The following is a 16,791-nucleotide window of genomic DNA, read 5'->3' on the forward strand; positions in this document are numbered from 1 at the left end:
TACAGGCGTATCCGCCGATATTTAGTCTGACGCCTAAAGCGTCTGGAAGCATGTGACTTTAGTCATGTGAGGGTCACTGGGAAAATAAAAGAATCAGTGTAGACATTGGAGAAATAGTACAGCTCCAGCATTGCGCGGTTAAGATGCAAAGAACAGAAGATGGAAGTAAATTAACTGGAAGATTGAGTATTGACTGAAACAAATAATCATTTATGAAACGTATCCTTACTTATCAGATAGAAGAAAACACAACAATAGAAAAATTTTTAAAGGCAAAACTGGGATTTTCGAGGAAGCAGATCAGCGCATTGAAGTTCCGGGAGGATGGAATCCGGGTGAATGGAAAACGGAGGAGAGTGACTGAGAGGCTTCTGCCGGGGGATCTTCTGGAGCTCAGTGTGGAAGAGGAAGGGAAAAGTTCCTCTCAGCTAATTCCTACAGAAGGGACAATCTCTGTTCTTTATGAGGATGAAGATCTCATTGTGGTGAACAAGCCGGAGGGGATTCTTGTGCATCCTTCCGGTGGGCATTATCAGGACACGCTGGCCAATTTGCTTATGGGATATTTTAAGAAAAAGGGAGAAGTGCCTGTTTTGCGTTCCATCGGGCGGCTGGATAAGGACACCTCCGGGGCCGTGCTTTTTGCCAAGACGAAACTGGCGGCGGCCAGGCTTTCGGAGGAACGGGAGCGGGGGCGGTATGAGAAGGAATATCTGGCAGTGGCGGAAGGGTATTTTGCGGAAAAGACTGGGGAGATTCACCTTCCCATCAGCCAGGTGCCGGGGAGCAGTCCGATTCGGATGGAAGTGAATCTGACAGATGGGAAGAAAGCTCATACTTACTGGAAAGTTGAAAGGCAGTTTCAGAATGCAGCTCTTCTCCGAGTTCACATCACTACCGGCCGGACACACCAGATCCGGGTGCATCTGGCGGGGATCGGGCATCCGCTGCTGGGTGATCCTTTGTATGGGAAAACGTGCGGGGGATTTTCGCGGGCGGCGCTGCATGCGTGGAAGTTGATATTGCATCATCCGGTTACGGGAGAAAAACTGGTGATTGAGGCAGCGGTGCCGGGGGACTTTAAGGAGTATGAAAGGTGATGTTGTTGATATCTTTACAAATAATATTGATATGAGTGATACGGAAGCAAGCGAAGATCTTCTTGGTCGTACCTATGAATATTGTATAGCTCAGTTTGCTGAAAAAGAAGGTGTCGGCGGTGGAGAATTTTATACACCGTCCAGCGTTGTAAAAACATTGGTTTCCATTCTTCGCCCCTTTGATAACTGCCGGGTATATGATTGTTGTTGTGGTTCTGGCGGTATGTTTGTACAGAGTGAAAAATTTATTGAAGCACATAGCCATAAAAGAGGTGCAATTTCTGTTTATGGACAGGAAGCTAACCCGGATACTTGGAAAATGGCAAAAATGAATATGGCGATTCGCGGCATCGATGCAGATCTTGGACCGTACAATGCAGACACTTTTACGAGTGACTTACATCCGACCTTAAATGTGAATTGTGGACAGACAATCATGATATGGAATTATCGTCGAAATCTTTAAGCGTGTATACATATTCAATAAGACCAGAATTGAGTAAAGTGGCAGAAAAACCGGTGTTTTACGGTAAATAATGAAAGCAGCGTTTAGTATCAATCTTTATCAATATAATTTTCATAAGAGAAAGGACTTTTCAACCATGCTCCTCACAACCCTCTGCTACATAGAAAACGCCGACAGCTATCTCATGCTTCACCGCATCAAGAAGAAAGCTGATGTCAACAAAGACAAATGGATTGGCATCGGTGGAAAATTTGAAAAAGGCGAAAGCCCCGAAGATTGCCTTTTAAGAGAAGCCCGGGAGGAGACCGGCCTGACGCTTACGGATTACCGTCTCCGGGGTGTGCTTACCTTCATTTGCGATCCCTGGGAATCCGAGTGCATTTTTCTTTACACGGCCACAGGCTATGAAGGAAAGCTCACGGACTGCCCCGAGGGAACGCTCGAATGGATCAGAAAGGACGAGATCCATAAGCTCAACCTCTGGGAAGGAGACAAGATCTTTTTCAAACTTCTGAATGAAAACTATCCGGTTTTCTCCTTAAAGCTGGTCTACGAAAACGGTGACCAGCTGACGGAAGCAGTTCTGGACGGCAGGAAACTGAAGATCGCGGATTATACGAAATGATCATACCTGTCTTTCAAAAAGAAGCTCTGAAAACCCGCTTAATTCCGGTTTTCCTCCCCATCCCAGAACAAGAGATCATGATTGATCGTTTTGTAGAACAGCTCCTGGAAATCGGCCACGTCACCAGTCTGGCCCAGGGCCCACATGGTCTTGGCTACGGTGGCTTCCAGGGTCATATCGTAGGACTCGATGAGATTAAACTGATCCTTCATCACCTTTCCGACCTGATAGATTTCCATATCGCTGCCCTCGTGGGTGACCTGGGTCGCCATAATGACAATTTTTCCGGAGGAGATGAACTTCTGGATCATCTCATGGAAGCTGTCGTCCCCGTAATTTGGAAGGCCGCCGACGCCGAAAGACTCGATGATCACAGCGTCATAGGAATCGTAGAGGGCCTCCAGAATCCGACCGCTGATGCCCGGAATCAGTTTCAGGAGAAAGACCCGGTCGTTTAAAGTGTGGCAGAACTTCAGCGGCGTGGTACTCTGGTCCTTGTCATCGATGTAGAAGATGATCCGGGAATCCTGAATGATGGCAATCTGCGGAAAATTGATGCTGGAAAAAGCGTTGAAGCTCTTGGAGCGCTCTTTCTTCGCCCGGGTGCCGGCGATGACTTCCCCGCCGAAAACGATATTGACTCCGTGGGCCCGGTCATGGGAAGCGAAACGGAGACTGTCCAGGAGATTGGCCCGGGCGTCGGTGATGGGAAGGTCGATGGGCTTCTGGGCGCCGGTGATGACGACGGGTTTCCGGTTGTTCTGAATGAGATAGGAAAGGGCGGCAGCCGTGTAGGCCATGGTATCCGTGCCGTGGCAGATTACGAAGCCGTCATAGTATTCGTACTTTCTCTCGATAAGAGCCGCAAGAGCCAGCCACTGGGAGGCGTTAATGTTGGTGCTGTCGAGATTGAAAGGCTGAACGGTGTCGATCTCGCAGAACTTCCGGGCTGTGGGAACATAGCTTAGAAGTTCCTCGGAAGAGATCTGCGGGCAGAGTCCCTCGCTGGTGTATTTGGAAGCGATGGTTCCGCCAGTGGCGATCAAAAGAATCTTTTTCATGGTAAAAATACCCTCCTGGTAGTACGAACAGAAGCGAAAATGCCGGCCTCCGCCCAAAGATAGCAACAGTATAACACAGACTTTGTAAAAAGAAAACACTGTTGTATTTTGTTGGATTGCGTGGTATCATGAAGTTATAATAATGGGGCAAAAAGCCCGTACGGATAGATCCCAAATACTTCAGCAATTCGGCGGAATGCTGCATGCAGGCCGGTTTATCAGAATAGAAATTCTTTTACAGATGGCATCGACTGCCGGAGAAAGGAGCACAAAACAACATGAATATAGAAGACTTTATCCCCCAGGGAGAACAGAAGATGAGAATCGTGCAGGAGCTGGTTCCCGGCAAACAGGTGACGCTGGCCCATGTGATTGCAAGTCCGGACCCTATTATTTACCGGAAGCTGGGGCTTGATCCGAAGCTGGATTATAACCGGGCTGCCATCGGCATCTTAAGCCTGAGCCCGGCAGAGATTTCCGTCATCGCAGCGGATATCGCCATGAAGAAAGCCAACATTGACATGGGCTTTATCGATCGTTTCAGCGGCACCCTGCTCTTTACGGGAAAGGTGGCGGAGGTGGAAAACGCCATCATCGAGATCAATCTCTATCTCAAAGAGAAGCTCGGCTTTACGATCTGTGAAGTGACGAGAACCTGATGAAAAAGATCATCCTCATGGGGCGCAGTGAATGTGGAAAGACCACCCTTCGCCAGGCACTGAAAGGAGATACGCTCCATTATCACAAGACACAGTATGTGAACCATTTTGACGTGGTGATTGACACGCCGGGAGAGTACGCGGAGACCAACCGTCTGGGTTATGCCCTGGCCCTCTATTCCTATGAGGCGGATGTGGTGGGCCTGGTCATCAACGCGGAGGAGCCTTATTCCCTGTTTCCGCCGAACATCGTGGCCCAGTCCATGCGGCCGGTCATCGGGATCGTGACCCAGATCGACGCGCCGAGGGCCAATCCGGATCAGGCGGAGCGGTGGCTTCGGCTTTGCGGCTGCGAGACGGTTTTCCGGGTGAGTTCTTATACGGGAGAAGGGATCTGGCAGATCCTCGAATACCTGAAAGAACCGGGGGACGTTCTGCCCTGGGACAAGAAAGAGGCAGAGAAACCGAGGAAAGTTACCTCTACAAAATTTGGGAAAAAAGACGCATAAGAAAGGCTGCTGCGGCAGTCTTTTTCTTATGCCCTCTTGTTGACAGCAAAACCCTCGCATAATATAATGAAAACGGTTTTTATGGGAAAGGTGGGAGCAATCCATGAAGAATGGACTGGAAGATTACTATGTGATCAAAAACAACAAAAAACTCCGGTACGGCTACACCACCGGCTCCTGCGCGGCGGCTGCTGCAAAGGCGGCGGCGCGGATGCTCCTGACCGGAGAAAAAGTGGAAAACATCGATCTTATGACCCCGAAGGGGATTTTGCTCCATTTGGAGATTCTGGATATCCATCAGGGGACGGAGGAGGTTTCCTGTGCGGTCCGAAAGGACGGCGGGGACGACCCGGATGCCACCCATGGCCTTCTGGTCTACGCTGCGGTGTGTAAGAAAAAGGAAAGCGGCGTGGATATTGACGGAGGCAGAGGCGTGGGCCGGGTGACAAAAAAAGGCCTGGAACAGCCTGTGGGAGCGGCTGCCATCAACAAGATGCCGCGTACCATGATCCGGGAAGCTGTGGAGGACGTTGCGGATGCCTTCGGTTATGCGGGCGGTTTTTCCGTGGTGATCTCGATTCCCGGCGGGGAAGAGGTGGCGAAAAAGACCTTTAATCCAAGACTTGGAATTATAGGAGGCATTTCCGTTCTCGGGACCAGCGGCATTGTGGTGCCCATGAGCGAAGATGCCCTGATTGCCAGCATCCATGCGGAGATGCGTTTGCGAAAAGAGAGCGGAGATTATCTTCTTGTCACACCGGGAAACTATGGGGCGGCTTTTGTCAGCACCTATCCGGATGTGGACGTGGAAAATTCCGTCAAATGCAGCAACTATGTGGGGGAGACCCTGGACTACGCGGTGAATCTCGGCATTAAAGGGATTCTTTTTGTGGCGGATATCGGAAAATTCATCAAAGTTTCCGGCGGTATCATGAATACCCATTCCCGCTGCGCTGATTCCCGGGCGGAACTCATGACGGCGGCGGCCATCCGGGCGGGAGCGGATCTTGAGACGGCAAAGCGGCTTCTCGAGACCATCACGACTGTGGAGGCCATCGGCATTTTAAAGGAGAAAAATCTTCTGGAAAAGACCATGGCGGAGATCATACCCCGGGTGCATTACTATCTCCAGCATCGGATCGGGGAGGCCTTTCCGACGGAGGCGATTCTTTTTTCCAATGAGCACGGTTTCTTAGGGGAAACCGAAGGAGCCCAGGAAATGCTCCAGCATTTTCGTACGGGCAAAAATGAAGGAGGAACAACATGAAAGGAACCTTATATGGCGTGGGAATCGGACCGGGAGATCCGGAGCTTCTGACTTTAAAGGCGGTGCGGCTGATCCGGGAAAACGAGGTCATTGCCCTTCCGGGAGAGGACCCGAAGGAGACTGTGGCTTACAAGATCTCGGTCCAGGCCGTGCCGGAGCTTGCGGACAAGACACTCCTGGCCCTTGCCATGCCCATGACAAAAGATAAAAAGATTCTGAAGGAAAACTATGACCGCGCGGCGGACCGGGTGGCTGAAATACTGGACCAGGGAAAAAATGTCGTGTTTTTAACTCTCGGCGATCCTACCGTTTACTCAACCTATATGTATGTACACCAGCGCCTCGAGGCGAAAGGGTATCCGGTGGTCATCGTCAGCGGCATCACCTCTTTCTGCGCGGTGGCAGCCCGGATGAACATGAGTCTCGTGGAGAGAAGCGAGCCCCTTCATGTGATCCCGGCATCCTATCAGATCGAGGAGGCCTTAAAGCTTCCGGGCACCAAGGTGCTGATGAAGGCCGGAAAACAGATGAAATATGTGCAGGAACAGGTAAAAGATTTTGGAAAAAATGCCGTGATGATCGAAAACTGCGGCATGCCGGATGAGAAAATCTATGCTTCCGGGGAAGAGATCCCGGAAAGCGCCGGTTATTATTCGCTGATTATTGTCAAGGAGGAAGGAAAAGAATGATACATTTCGTAGGAGCAGGTTCCGGAGCACCGGACCTTATCACTGTCCGCGGACAGAAATTTCTTCAGGAGGCCGATGTGATCATTTATGCCGGTTCCCTGGTAAATCCGGAGCTTCTGAATGAGAAAAAAGAGGGCTGTAAGGTTTACAACAGCGCCACGATGACGCTGGAGGAAGTGCTGGACGTTATGTTTGAGGCGGAAAAAGACGGCCTTATGACGGTCCGGCTTCACACCGGAGATCCCTGCCTTTACGGAGCAATCCGCGAGCAGATGGATGTGCTGGATGAAAAAGGCATTGTCTACGATTACTGTCCCGGTGTCAGCTCTTTCTGCGGAGCTGCCAGCGCCCTGAATCTTGAATACACTTTGCCGGACGTTTCCCAGAGCGTCATCATCACCCGCATGGCCGGAAGAACCCCGGTGCCGGAAAAAGAGGAGATCGCCTCTCTGGCTTCTCACCATGCGACGATGGTGGTATTTTTGAGTACCGGTATGCTGGAAAAACTCTCCGAGCGCTTGATCGCCGGCGGGTATACAAAAGACACGCCGGCGGCTATTGTATACAAGGCTACCTGGGAGGATGAGAGAGCCTTTGTATGCACAGTGGGAACCCTGGCAGAGACAGCGAAAAAGAACAACATCACGAAGACAGCTCTGATGATCATCGGCGATGTGGTGACTCACAGCCACTACAACCGTTCCGAGCTTTATAACCCGGCCTTCACTACAGAGTTCCGGGAGGCGACAAAATGAAACTGGCAGTCATCAGCTTCACCGAGCGGGGAAGCAGACTGAACCGGTCCGTGAGCGAGCTTTTGAGCCGGGAAGGCATCGAGGTGGAGAGTACGGCTCTGGCAAAATATGCGGAAAGCGCCGGGCTTTCTCCACTGACGACTTCTCTTCATGACTGGACGGAGAAAATGTTTGAAAGTCAGGATGCTCTGCTGTTTATCGGAGCGACGGGCATCGCCGTCCGGAGCATTGCGCCCTTTGTGGCGGATAAGAGAAAAGACCCGGCGGTGGTGGTTATGGATGAGAAGGGCATTTTTGCGATTTCTCTGCTCTCCGGCCATATCGGCGGGGCCAATGAGCTGGCGGGAAAGCTTGCCAACCTCACGGGAGCGATTCCGGTGATTACGACAGCCACCGACGTCAACGGCCGTTTTGCTGTGGATGTGTTCGCGAAGAAGCAGAAGCTCTGGATCGCGGATATGAAGGCGGCAAAGCAGGTCTCTGCTGATGTGCTGGATGAGAAAAAGATCGGCCTGGTGACAGATTTCCCGATTCTGGGCGAGATGCCGGAGGAGCTGGAGCTTTTGAAGGGAACGGAACCCTTTGAGGGGAAAACGGGCATTGTCATTGCCCTGAACGAAACGTTTCATCCGTTTCCCTGTACCCTTCATCTGATTCCGAAGATTGTGGCCTTAGGGCTCGGCTGCCGGAAAGGAAAAGAGGAGGCTGCCATCGAGGAGGCAGTCCTGGAAGCTCTTTCCCGGAACCGCCTTTCCATCCACAGTCTGATGGGAGCGGCCAGCGTCGATCTCAAGGCGGAGGAACCGGGGATTTTGGCTTTTTGCGAAAAGTACGGACTGGATTTTCAGACCTATTCTGCGGAGGAGCTCTCCGAAGCGGAAGGAGATTTTACCCCCTCGTCCTTCGTGAAAAACGTGGCCGGGGTGGATAATGTGTGCGAGAGAAGCGCCGTTCTTTTGAGTGACGGCGGAAAACTTATACAGAAAAAAGCAGCGGGAAACGGCGTCACCGTGGCGCTGGCTGTGAAAGAATGGAGCGTTGAATTTGAGTAAGATCTATGTGGTGGGCATTGGCCCGGGAGAATATGAACAGATGACGATGCGGGCAGCCAACGCCCTGTCATCCTGCGATACGATCGTTGGTTATACGGTTTATGTGGATCTGGTGAAGGCGCATTTTGCAGACAAGGAATTCCTCACCACTCCCATGAGAAAGGAAGTGGACCGCTGCGTCCTGGCCTTCGAGGAGGCGAAAAAAGGAAAGACCGTGGCGATGATCTGCAGCGGAGACGCCGGCGTTTACGGCATGTCCGGCCTGATGCTGGAGATCGGCGTGGACTATCCGGAGGTGGAAGTCGAGGTGATCCCCGGCGTGACGGCGGCGACAGGCGGAGCGGCAGTGCTCGGCGCGCCCCTGATTCACGATTTTGCCCTGATCAGCTTAAGCGACCTTCTGACCCCCTGGGAAAAAATCGAGAAGCGGCTGCTTCTGGCCAGCGAGGCGGACTTTGTCATCTGCCTTTACAATCCCTCCAGTCATAAGAGAAAGGATTATCTCCAGAAAGCCTGCGATCTCATGCTTCAGCACAAGGCTCCGGAGACCGTCTGTGGTCTGGTGCAGAACATCGGCAGGGAAGGCGAGACGTATCGCATTCTGACCTTACAGGAGCTTCGGGATACCCAGGTGGATATGTTTACCACAGTTTTTGTAGGCAACTCCATGACAAAAGAGATCAACGGAAAGATGGTTACTCCGAGAGGGTACAGACATGGAAAAGAAGAGTAAGATTCTGATTTTTGCAGGAACGACGGAAGGACGGGAGCTGGCAGAATTTCTGAGTGAAAGAGAGGTCGAGGCCGAGATTTCCGTGGCGACGGAGTACGGTGAGACCCTTCTCTCACCCGGACCTTTCCTGAAAATTCATCAGGGACGGATGGAAGAGGGCGAAATGGAAGCTTTTTTCCGGGAGGAAGAGATCGGAACCGTGGTGGATGCAACCCACCCTTACGCGGTGGTGGTTTCGGAAAATATCCGTGAGGCCTGTACCCATACTGGCACCGAGTACATCCGCCTCTTGAGAGAGCAGAGTACAGACACGGCGGATTGTATTTTCGTGGAGGACACGGCGGGAGCCGTGGAGTATCTGAAACAGACGGAGGGCAACGTGCTTCTGACGACAGGAAGCAAGGAGCTGAAAGCCTTCACGGCTCTTCCGGATTTTGAAAAACGCCTCTATGCCCGGGTGCTTTCGACACCGGAGGTGGCTACAATGGCGGCTTCCCTGGGGTTCGTGGGAAAACACCTCATCTGCATGCAGGGACCCTTCAGCAAAGAGCTGAACACCGCGATGCTGAAGCAGTTTGACGCGGCTTATCTGGTGACAAAAGACTCCGGCAAAGTGGGTGGTTTTGAGGAAAAGCTTCTCTCCGCCAGAGAAGCCGGAGCCAAAGTCATTCTCATCGGCCGGCCGAAGGAGCCGGGCACCGAAGGAAAATCCTTCCTTGAGGTGAAGCATCTTCTGATGGAGCGCTATGCCATTCCGGCGAAAAGGGCGATCAGCCTCATCGGCATCGGCATGGGAAATCCGGCAAACCGGACGCTGGAGGCAGAGCGGGCCATCCGGGAGGCGGATGTGCTCATCGGCGCGGGACGGATGCTGGAGGAGACCGACAGCTATGGCAAACCGAAATTTGTCTCCTACCGGCCCACAGAGATCCGGGATTACGTCTACGCTCATCCGGAGTATGAGAGAGCGGCGATTCTTCTCTCCGGGGATGTGGGCTTTTACAGCGGAGCCAAGAAGCTCTACGAAGCCTTTGAAGGGGAGAAGATCGAGGTCTATTCCGGCATTTCCTCCGTGGTCTATTTCTTAGGGAAGCTTCATCTTGCGTGGGAGGATGTCTGTCTCATGAGCGTCCACGGAAGAAAGCAGAACCTGATCGGAGCCGTCAAGCGGAACCGAAAGGTTTTTGCCCTGGTGGGTGAAAAAGATGGCATCGCGAAGATTTGCGACAAGCTTCTCTCTTATGGAATGGATGAGGTGAAAATCTATGTGGGCGAGCGCCTTTCCTATCCGGAAGAACAGATCACGGAAGGAACGCCGGAGAGTCTGAAAGGACAGCTTTTTGATCCTCTCTCCGTGGTGCTTCTGGTCAACGAAACGCCGGAAAAACTCACGACCCACGGTCTTTCCGACGATGTATTTCTCCGGGCAAAGGTACCGATGACGAAGCAGGGCATACGGAGCATTTCTCTTTCCAAGCTGGCTCTTGAGGAAGATTCCATCTGCTGGGATGTGGGAGCCGGAACCGGTTCTGTTTCGGTCGAGATGGCAAGACAGTGTCCGAGAGGCGAGGTCTGGGCCATTGAGAAAAAGGATGAAGCGGTAGAACTTCTGGAGGAAAACCGGCGGAAATTTGCCCTCGACAACCTGACGATCGTTCCGGGGCTGGCGCCGGAGGCCTTAAAGGAGCTGCCTGCGCCGACCCATGTGTTTATCGGCGGTTCCTCCGGCAATCTGATTTGCATTATGGAGGCGGCTCTTGAGAAAAATCCGAGGGTGCGGTTTGTCATCAATGCGATCGCGCTGGAGACCGTGGCAGAAGCTCTGGAAGCTTTGAAAAGTCTTCCTGTGACGGACAGCGACATTGTGACGGCCATGATCGGAGAGTCAAAAGAGATCGGAAGGTACCATATGATGATGGGGCAGAATCCGGTCTATGTGATCTCCTGCACCGGAAAGGGGGAGGAAGATGAGTAAAAACAATACTCCGCGGTTTCTTCTGACCGCGCCGAAAAGCGGCAGCGGAAAGACCCTTGTGACCTGCGGAATCCTGGCGGCTTTAAGAAAACGGGGGCTTCGGGTCTCCTCCTTTAAATGCGGCCCGGACTACATCGACCCCATGTTTCATTCCCGGGTGCTGGGAGCGAAATCCCGGAATCTCGATACCTTTTTTACCGATGAGGAGACGACCCGTTATCTGATGAAGCGGGGAGCCGAGGATACGGATATCTCCGTGGTGGAAGGCGTCATGGGCTACTATGACGGTCTGGGCGGTATCGACACGAAGGCCAGCGCCTATGATCTGGCGGCAGTGACGAAGACACCGGCAGTTCTGATCGTGGATACTCGCGGTATGAGCCTTTCCGCACTGGCAGAGATCAAAGGTTTTCTTACCTATAAAAAAGAGAGCCATATCAAGGGTGTGATCCTGAACCGCATGTCCCCGATGCTCTATCCGGAGGTGAAAAGTCGGGTGGAGGAGGAACTCGGCATCCGGGTTTTTGGCTATGTGCCGAAGCTTATGGAGCTGAATCTGGAGAGCCGTCATCTGGGGCTGGTGCTCCCGGATGAGGTAAAAGAGCTCTCCGAGAAATTTGACCATCTGGCGGAGATGCTGGAGAAATCGTTGGATATCGACGGACTGATTGAGCTGGCGGGGGAGACGGAAAAATTGGAGGTTGCAGACAGAAATGCTGACAGCCGGAACCCGGCAGTTTCAACGGAAACAGAGGACGATGCAGGACTTCCGGCAACCTTGAAAAAAATTCTCTCCTCCCCGGAAGTCGCTAGCGTCTGTGTCCACAGGCCCCGTATCGCCGTGGCCAAGGACGAAGCCTTCTGCTTTATTTATGAAGATAATCTGGGCCTCTTAAAAGAACTGGGAGCAGAAATCACCTTTTTCTCCCCTCTCCACGACAAACATTTTCCCGAAAACTGCGACGGCCTTCTTCTCTACGGCGGCTATCCGGAGCTTTCCGCACGGGAACTCTCAGAGAACGTCTCCATGAGACAGGAAATCCGGGATCGCCTGAAAAACGGCTTCCCCTGTCTGGCGGAGTGCGGTGGTTTCATGTATCTTCACACCACAATGGAGGATATGGAAGGGAACGCCTGGGAGATGGCGGACGTCATCGACGGAAGGGCTTATAAGACGGAAAAACTGGGGCGTTTCGGCTACATCGAGCTCACGGGAAATGCGGAGGACAGAAAATTCCTAGGACAGGACGTCGGTGTCTTGAGAGCCCATGAGTTCCACTATTTTGACAGCACTTCCTGCGGGACCGATTTCCATGCGAAAAAGCCCTTAAGAAAGCGTTCCTGGGATTGTATTCATGGAACTGAGACTCAGCTGTTCGGTTTCCCACATCTTTATTATTACAGCAATCCGGCGCTGGCCCTGGAATTTTTGGAAGCCTGTGTCCGTCAAAGGAGTAAAAACGTATGATATCACTATTGGCCCTTCTGGCGGGCTTTTTACTGGATCTTCTCATCGGGGATCCGCATTTTCTCTATCATCCCGTGCGGCTGGTAGGGGCGCTGATTTCTTTCCTGGAGAAAGTGATCCGGAAAATTTTCCCGAAAACGGAAAAAGGCGAGCTGGCCGGCGGCACTCTCATGGCAGTCCTTGTTATGGCCGTGACGACGGCGGTGCCGGCGCTGCTTCTCTATTTTGCAGGCCTCTGGTGCGTCCAGGCGAGATTTGTGGTGGAGATGATCCTCTGCTACTGGCTTCTTGCCACCAAGTCTCTGAAGGATGAGAGCATGAAGGTCTATGACAAGCTGGCAGCAGGCGACCTTGAGGGAAGCCGCTATGCCGTCTCAATGATCGTGGGCCGGGACACGGCGGTGCTGGATGAAAAAGGCGTGACCAAGGCGGCGGTAGAGACCGTGGCGGAAAATACTTCCGACGGCATCATCGCTCCGATGCTTTTCATGGCGATCGGCGGGGCTGTTTTCGGCTGGTTCTACAAATCCATCAATACCATGGACTCCATGGTGGGCTACAAGAACGACAAGTACCTGTATTTTGGCCGTTTTGCGGCGAAGCTGGACGATGTGGTGAATTTCATCCCGGCCCGGCTTTCCGGCATTCTCATGGTGCTGGCCTCCGGTTTTATAGGCCTTGACCGGGCAAACGCCTGGAAGATTTTCAAGCGGGACCGGAAGAATCACGCCAGCCCCAATTCCGCCCAGACCGAAGCCGTCATGGCGGGAGCTCTTCGGGTGCAGCTGGCAGGAGATGCCTGGTATTTTGGAAAACTCTACAAGAAACCCACGATCGGGGACGATTTAAGACCAGTGGAGTACGAGGATATCAAGAGAGCCAACCAGCTTCTCTATGCGACGGCGCTCCTGTCACTGCTGGTATTTTCCCTCGTGAAGTTTCTGGTGCTCTGGGCATAAAAAGGAGAAAAGAATGAAAAAACATAAGCATGGCGGAGATATATATTCAAGAAACATAGAGATGGATTATTCTGCCAACATCAGCCCTTTGGGGATTCCGAAGCGGTCTGAAGAGGCTATCCTGGCTTCTCTGGACCGGCTGGTACATTATCCGGATGTGGAATGCCGCTCTCTCCGGGCGATGCTCTCCGAGAAGGAAGGGATTCCGGCAGATTTTATCCTCTGTGGAAACGGAGCGGCGGAGCTTATTTTTGCCCTGGCAAACGGGCTTAAACCGAAGCGGGCTCTGGTGGCCGCGCCGGGCTTTGCAGAGTATGAGCAGGCCCTTTCGGGCGCAGGCTGTGAGCTTTCTTTTTATGAATTAAAAGAAGCGCAGGGGTTTGCCTATCAGGAGGATTACTTTCAGAACATCACGGAAGAGCTGGATATGGTTTTCCTGTGCAATCCGAATAATCCCACAGGAGGAACTGTGGACCGGGCGTTTCTGATCGCGGCGGCGGAGCGGTGCCGGGAATGTGGCTGCCTGCTTGTCGTGGACGAGTGTTTCAATAAGTTTCTGGATGACGCGGAAGCGGTCACGATGAAGCCTTATCTCGAACAGTATCCGAATCTCGTGATTCTGGATGCTTTTACGAAAATATATGCGATGCCCGGCCTCCGGCTCGGTTACTGTATGACGGCCAATGAGAGAATCCGGGAAAAAATGCGCTCTGTCATGCAGCCCTGGAGCGTCTCCACGCTGGCCCAGGTGGCCGGTGAGGCTGCCCTGGAAGAAGAGTTTTATGTGTATGAAGTGCGGACTGTGATCCGGGAGGAACGAAGCTTTCTGGAGCACGAGATGCGGAAACTGGGGCTTACGGTCTTTTCGGCGAGAGCGAATTTTATCTTTTTCAAGGCGCCGGAAGATCTGGCAGAAAAGTTGCTGGCGAAAAGCATCCTGATCAGGGACTGCAGCAATTACCGCGGCCTGAAGAAAGGATATTTCCGCATTGCGGTCCGAGGCCACAGGGAAAACGAGGCGCTGATGCGGGCTTTCGCGGAAGTCTTGAGCTGATTTTTTTACAAAGGAAAGGAAATCGATATGGCAAAAACGATTATGATCCAGGGCACGATGTCCAACGCCGGAAAAAGTCTTCTGGCGGCGGGCCTCTGCCGGATCTTCAAGCAGGACGGCTATAAGGTAGCGCCCTTTAAGTCTCAGAATATGGCCTTAAACTCCTTCATCACAGAGGAGGGGCTCGAGATGGGAAGAGCCCAGGTCATGCAGGCGGAGGCCGCAGGAATCAAGCCCAGTGTCTACATGAACCCGATCCTTCTGAAACCTACTAACGACGTGGGCTCCCAGGTGATCGTAAATGGGGAAGTTCTGGGAAATATGCCGGCGAGAGAGTATTTCGCCTTCAAAAAACAGCTGATTCCGAAGGTGCAGGAGGCCTTCGACCACCTGGCAGCCGAGTATGATATCATCGTCATCGAGGGTGCGGGAAGTCCGGCGGAGATCAATCTCAAGAAGGACGATCTGGTCAACATGGGTATGGCAAAAATGGCGAAAGCGCCGGTGCTTCTGGTGGGAGATATCGATCGGGGCGGAGTCTTTGCCCAGCTCGTCGGGACGGTGATGCTTCTCACCGAGGAAGAAAAGAAGATGGTGAAAGGTCTCGTCATCAACAAATTCCGGGGAGACAAGACGATTCTGGACCCGGGCATCGAGATGCTGGAGGATTTGGCTCACATTCCGGTGGTCGGCGTGGCTCCCTATATGCAGCTGGAGCTGGACGACGAGGACAGCCTGACGGAGCGTTTTCACGGAAGCCAGGAGACGGCTCTTATCGATATCGCCGTGATCCGGGTACCGAGAATTTCCAACTTTACGGATTTCAACCCCTTCGAGGGTATCGAGGGCGTGTCCCTCCGCTATGTGCAGAACGCGGCGGAGCTTAAGAATCCGGATATGATTATCCTTCCGGGAACGAAAAACACGATGGAGGATCTGCTCTGGATGCGCCAGAACGGTCTGGAAGCGGCGATTCTCAAGAAAGCCGGGGCCGGAACCGTGATCTTTGGCGTCTGCGGCGGCTATCAGATGATGGGAGAGAGCCTCAAAGACCCGATGGGCGTGGAAGCCGGAGGGGAGATCCGCGGTATGCGCCTTCTGCCGATCGACACGGTTTTCGAGGGAGAAAAGACGAGAACCAGAGTGACCGGAAGCTTTGAGGGACTTTCCGGCGTGCTGAAATCGCTGAATGGTGTCGCTATCGAGGGCTACGAAATCCATATGGGAGCCACCACGAGAAAAGAGGGCTGTCAGGCCTCCACAAAGATCTGCAACCATGCGGCTGCCGGTACGGCGGAAGAAAAGCTGGACGGAGCTTGCCATGACAACATTTATGGCACCTACGTTCACGGCGTTTTTGACAAAGAAGGCGTGGTGAAGACCATTGTCATGGCTCTGGGCGAGCGGAAAGGTATCGATATGTCTTCCGTGGCATCGATCGATTTTACGGCCTTCAAGGAAAGTCAGTATGACAAGCTGGCCGAGGGCCTGCGAGCGCACCTTGATATGGAAAAGATCTATGAGATTCTGGAAAAGGGACTGGAGGAATAGAAGATGAAGGTAGAACTGGAAAATGTCCTTCCGAGAGACATTGAAAAAAGAAGTTTTGAGATCATCACAGAGGAACTGGGCGATACGCCGCTGATTCCCGGAACCGAGCTGATCGTCAAGCGCTGCATCCATACGAGTGCGGATTTTGATTATGCGAAGAATCTCCGTTTCTCCGAGGGCGCGGTGGAAAAAGCCCTGAACGCCATCAAAAATGGCGCCTGGATCGTGACCGACACCCAGATGGCCAGGGCAGGCATTAACAAACGGGCGCTGGCCCGCTACGGCGGCGAGGTCTGCTGCTTCATGTCCGATGAAGATGTGGCTGCCAGAGCGAAAGCCGAGGGAACCACCCGGGCCACCGCCAGCATGGACAAGGCCCTGACCCTTGAAAAGCCCCTGATTTTCGCCGTTGGAAACGCTCCGACAGCTCTGGTCCGCCTCTATGAGCTCATCGAGGACAAGAAACTGAACCCGGAACTCATCATCGGCGTCCCCGTGGGCTTCGTCAACGTGGTCCAGTCCAAAGAACTGATCATGCACACCGATGTCCCCTACATTGTCGCCGCCGGTCGGAAAGGCGGAAGCAACATCGCTGCCTGCATTGTCAATGCACTGCTGTATATGCTCAATGATGACCGAGGATGAAAAAACATAAACTAATGGATTGCAATCATTAGAAGTACATGTTATATTGAATTCATGGGAAGTCAGAACAAACCAAGGCGGCCTGCCAATGTACGTTACCTATTCGGATCTGATCCAAATAGGTATCTTCATTGTCGCTCTCATAGGATGATGTTGGGGTCAAAAGGTCTTTTGCCCCCAACTGATGCCTACGAATTGCTCCGCTGCAAAGCAGCTCCCGCAA

16 protein-coding genes and 1 pseudogene are annotated in these 16,791 nt (G+C 52.7%); 16 read left to right on the plus strand and 1 reads right to left on the minus strand.

What is annotated here, in order from left to right:
- Window positions 1–212 precede the first annotated feature (212 nt).
- From LKD71_RS16515 to LKD71_RS16525, 3 genes and pseudogenes are all read left to right on the plus strand, one after another.
- Window positions 213–1,100 (plus strand): RluA family pseudouridine synthase, encoded by an 888-nt coding sequence (locus LKD71_RS16515; RefSeq protein WP_227616247.1) that lies wholly within the window; start codon window positions 213–215, stop codon window positions 1,098–1,100.
- Window positions 1,096–1,512, plus strand: a pseudogene (locus tag LKD71_RS16520) (N-6 DNA methylase); the annotation flags it as partial. The gene LKD71_RS16515 and the pseudogene LKD71_RS16520, both read left to right, overlap by 5 nt.
- Window positions 1,513–1,702: 190 nt before the next feature.
- Window positions 1,703–2,191, plus strand: a complete 489-nt coding sequence (locus tag LKD71_RS16525) for an NUDIX hydrolase (RefSeq protein ID WP_227616248.1) — start codon at window positions 1,703–1,705, stop codon at window positions 2,189–2,191.
- A 38-nt stretch (window positions 2,192–2,229) separates the two neighbouring features.
- Here LKD71_RS16525 and LKD71_RS16530 read toward each other — a convergent pair whose 3' ends face one another.
- Window positions 2,230–3,252: an asparaginase gene (locus LKD71_RS16530; protein ID WP_331466506.1), complete on the minus strand. Its 1,023-nt coding sequence runs from the start codon at window positions 3,250–3,252 to the stop codon at window positions 2,230–2,232.
- A gap of 278 nt (window positions 3,253–3,530) precedes the next feature.
- Here LKD71_RS16530 and LKD71_RS16535 point away from each other — a divergent pair, with 278 nt between their 5' ends.
- The 13 genes from LKD71_RS16535 (at window position 3,531) to LKD71_RS16595 (ending at window position 16,568) form a co-directional block, all read left to right on the plus strand.
- Window positions 3,531–3,911: a BMC domain-containing protein gene (locus tag LKD71_RS16535; RefSeq protein WP_178046787.1), complete on the plus strand. Its 381-nt coding sequence runs from the start codon at window positions 3,531–3,533 to the stop codon at window positions 3,909–3,911.
- Window positions 3,911–4,420 carry a EutP/PduV family microcompartment system protein gene (locus LKD71_RS16540; RefSeq protein WP_178046786.1) on the plus strand — a complete coding sequence of 170 codons (510 nt, stop codon included), beginning with the start codon at window positions 3,911–3,913 and terminating at the stop codon, window positions 4,418–4,420. The genes LKD71_RS16535 and LKD71_RS16540 overlap by 1 nt, the downstream gene beginning before the upstream one ends.
- Before the next feature lie 103 nt (window positions 4,421–4,523).
- Complete coding sequence (gene cbiD / locus LKD71_RS16545; protein ID WP_178046785.1) at window positions 4,524–5,687, plus strand: cobalt-precorrin-5B (C(1))-methyltransferase CbiD; 1,164 nt, start codon at window positions 4,524–4,526, stop codon at window positions 5,685–5,687.
- Entirely contained in the window at window positions 5,684–6,376 is a 693-nt protein-coding gene (cobI, locus tag LKD71_RS16550; protein ID WP_227616249.1) for a precorrin-2 C(20)-methyltransferase, read from the plus strand. Before cbiD ends, cobI begins: the two co-directional genes overlap by 4 nt.
- Complete coding sequence (cobM, locus tag LKD71_RS16555) at window positions 6,373–7,131, plus strand: precorrin-4 C(11)-methyltransferase (protein WP_227616250.1); 759 nt, start codon at window positions 6,373–6,375, stop codon at window positions 7,129–7,131. The genes cobI and cobM overlap by 4 nt, the downstream gene beginning before the upstream one ends.
- Window positions 7,128–8,183: a cobalt-precorrin 5A hydrolase gene (locus LKD71_RS16560; RefSeq protein WP_227616251.1), complete on the plus strand. Its 1,056-nt coding sequence runs from the start codon at window positions 7,128–7,130 to the stop codon at window positions 8,181–8,183. Before cobM ends, LKD71_RS16560 begins: the two co-directional genes overlap by 4 nt.
- Window positions 8,176–8,916 (plus strand): precorrin-3B C(17)-methyltransferase, encoded by a 741-nt coding sequence (gene cobJ, locus LKD71_RS16565; RefSeq protein WP_178046173.1) that lies wholly within the window; start codon window positions 8,176–8,178, stop codon window positions 8,914–8,916. Before LKD71_RS16560 ends, cobJ begins: the two co-directional genes overlap by 8 nt.
- Window positions 8,900–10,891: a precorrin-6A reductase gene (gene cobK / locus LKD71_RS16570; RefSeq protein ID WP_178046172.1), complete on the plus strand. Its 1,992-nt coding sequence runs from the start codon at window positions 8,900–8,902 to the stop codon at window positions 10,889–10,891. Before cobJ ends, cobK begins: the two co-directional genes overlap by 17 nt.
- Window positions 10,884–12,359, plus strand: a complete 1,476-nt coding sequence (locus LKD71_RS16575) for a cobyrinate a,c-diamide synthase (protein ID WP_227616252.1) — start codon at window positions 10,884–10,886, stop codon at window positions 12,357–12,359. The genes cobK and LKD71_RS16575 overlap by 8 nt, the downstream gene beginning before the upstream one ends.
- The gene (cbiB, locus tag LKD71_RS16580; RefSeq protein ID WP_178046170.1) at window positions 12,356–13,318 is read left to right on the plus strand and encodes an adenosylcobinamide-phosphate synthase CbiB; all 963 of its coding nucleotides are present in this window, start codon (window positions 12,356–12,358) and stop codon (window positions 13,316–13,318) included. Before LKD71_RS16575 ends, cbiB begins: the two co-directional genes overlap by 4 nt.
- Window positions 13,319–13,331: 13 nt before the next feature.
- Entirely contained in the window at window positions 13,332–14,372 is a 1,041-nt protein-coding gene (gene cobD / locus LKD71_RS16585; RefSeq protein ID WP_178046169.1) for a threonine-phosphate decarboxylase CobD, read from the plus strand.
- A gap of 27 nt (window positions 14,373–14,399) precedes the next feature.
- Window positions 14,400–15,923: a cobyric acid synthase gene (locus tag LKD71_RS16590; RefSeq protein ID WP_227616253.1), complete on the plus strand. Its 1,524-nt coding sequence runs from the start codon at window positions 14,400–14,402 to the stop codon at window positions 15,921–15,923.
- A 3-nt stretch (window positions 15,924–15,926) separates the two neighbouring features.
- On the plus strand, window positions 15,927–16,568 hold the full coding sequence (locus tag LKD71_RS16595) for a precorrin-8X methylmutase (RefSeq protein WP_227616254.1): 642 nt from the start codon (window positions 15,927–15,929) through the stop codon (window positions 16,566–16,568).
- Window positions 16,569–16,791 lie beyond the last annotated feature (223 nt).

Origin of the sequence: Fusicatenibacter faecihominis (assembly GCF_020686945.1) — a bacterium.
Classification (GTDB): Bacteria; Bacillota; Clostridia; order Lachnospirales; family Lachnospiraceae; genus Limivivens; species Limivivens faecihominis.

What these genes read in the sequence shown, in the direction of transcription:
- LKD71_RS16515 (WP_227616247.1), top strand. Translation starts at nt 213, where the DNA reads ATGAAACGTATCCTTACTTATCAGATAGAAGAAAACACAACAATAGAA.
- LKD71_RS16525 (WP_227616248.1), top strand. Translation starts at nt 1,703, where the DNA reads ATGCTCCTCACAACCCTCTGCTACATAGAAAACGCCGACAGCTATCTC.
- LKD71_RS16530 (WP_331466506.1), bottom strand. Translation starts at nt 3,252, where the DNA reads ATGAAAAAGATTCTTTTGATCGCCACTGGCGGAACCATCGCTTCCAAA.
- LKD71_RS16535 (WP_178046787.1), top strand. Translation starts at nt 3,531, where the DNA reads ATGAATATAGAAGACTTTATCCCCCAGGGAGAACAGAAGATGAGAATC.
- LKD71_RS16540 (WP_178046786.1), top strand. Translation starts at nt 3,911, where the DNA reads ATGAAAAAGATCATCCTCATGGGGCGCAGTGAATGTGGAAAGACCACC.
- cbiD (WP_178046785.1), top strand. Translation starts at nt 4,524, where the DNA reads ATGAAGAATGGACTGGAAGATTACTATGTGATCAAAAACAACAAAAAA.
- cobI (WP_227616249.1), top strand. Translation starts at nt 5,684, where the DNA reads ATGAAAGGAACCTTATATGGCGTGGGAATCGGACCGGGAGATCCGGAG.
- cobM (WP_227616250.1), top strand. Translation starts at nt 6,373, where the DNA reads ATGATACATTTCGTAGGAGCAGGTTCCGGAGCACCGGACCTTATCACT.
- LKD71_RS16560 (WP_227616251.1), top strand. Translation starts at nt 7,128, where the DNA reads ATGAAACTGGCAGTCATCAGCTTCACCGAGCGGGGAAGCAGACTGAAC.
- cobK (WP_178046172.1), top strand. Translation starts at nt 8,900, where the DNA reads ATGGAAAAGAAGAGTAAGATTCTGATTTTTGCAGGAACGACGGAAGGA.
- LKD71_RS16575 (WP_227616252.1), top strand. Translation starts at nt 10,884, where the DNA reads ATGAGTAAAAACAATACTCCGCGGTTTCTTCTGACCGCGCCGAAAAGC.
- cbiB (WP_178046170.1), top strand. Translation starts at nt 12,356, where the DNA reads ATGATATCACTATTGGCCCTTCTGGCGGGCTTTTTACTGGATCTTCTC.
- cobD (WP_178046169.1), top strand. Translation starts at nt 13,332, where the DNA reads ATGAAAAAACATAAGCATGGCGGAGATATATATTCAAGAAACATAGAG.
- LKD71_RS16590 (WP_227616253.1), top strand. Translation starts at nt 14,400, where the DNA reads ATGGCAAAAACGATTATGATCCAGGGCACGATGTCCAACGCCGGAAAA.
- LKD71_RS16595 (WP_227616254.1), top strand. Translation starts at nt 15,927, where the DNA reads ATGAAGGTAGAACTGGAAAATGTCCTTCCGAGAGACATTGAAAAAAGA.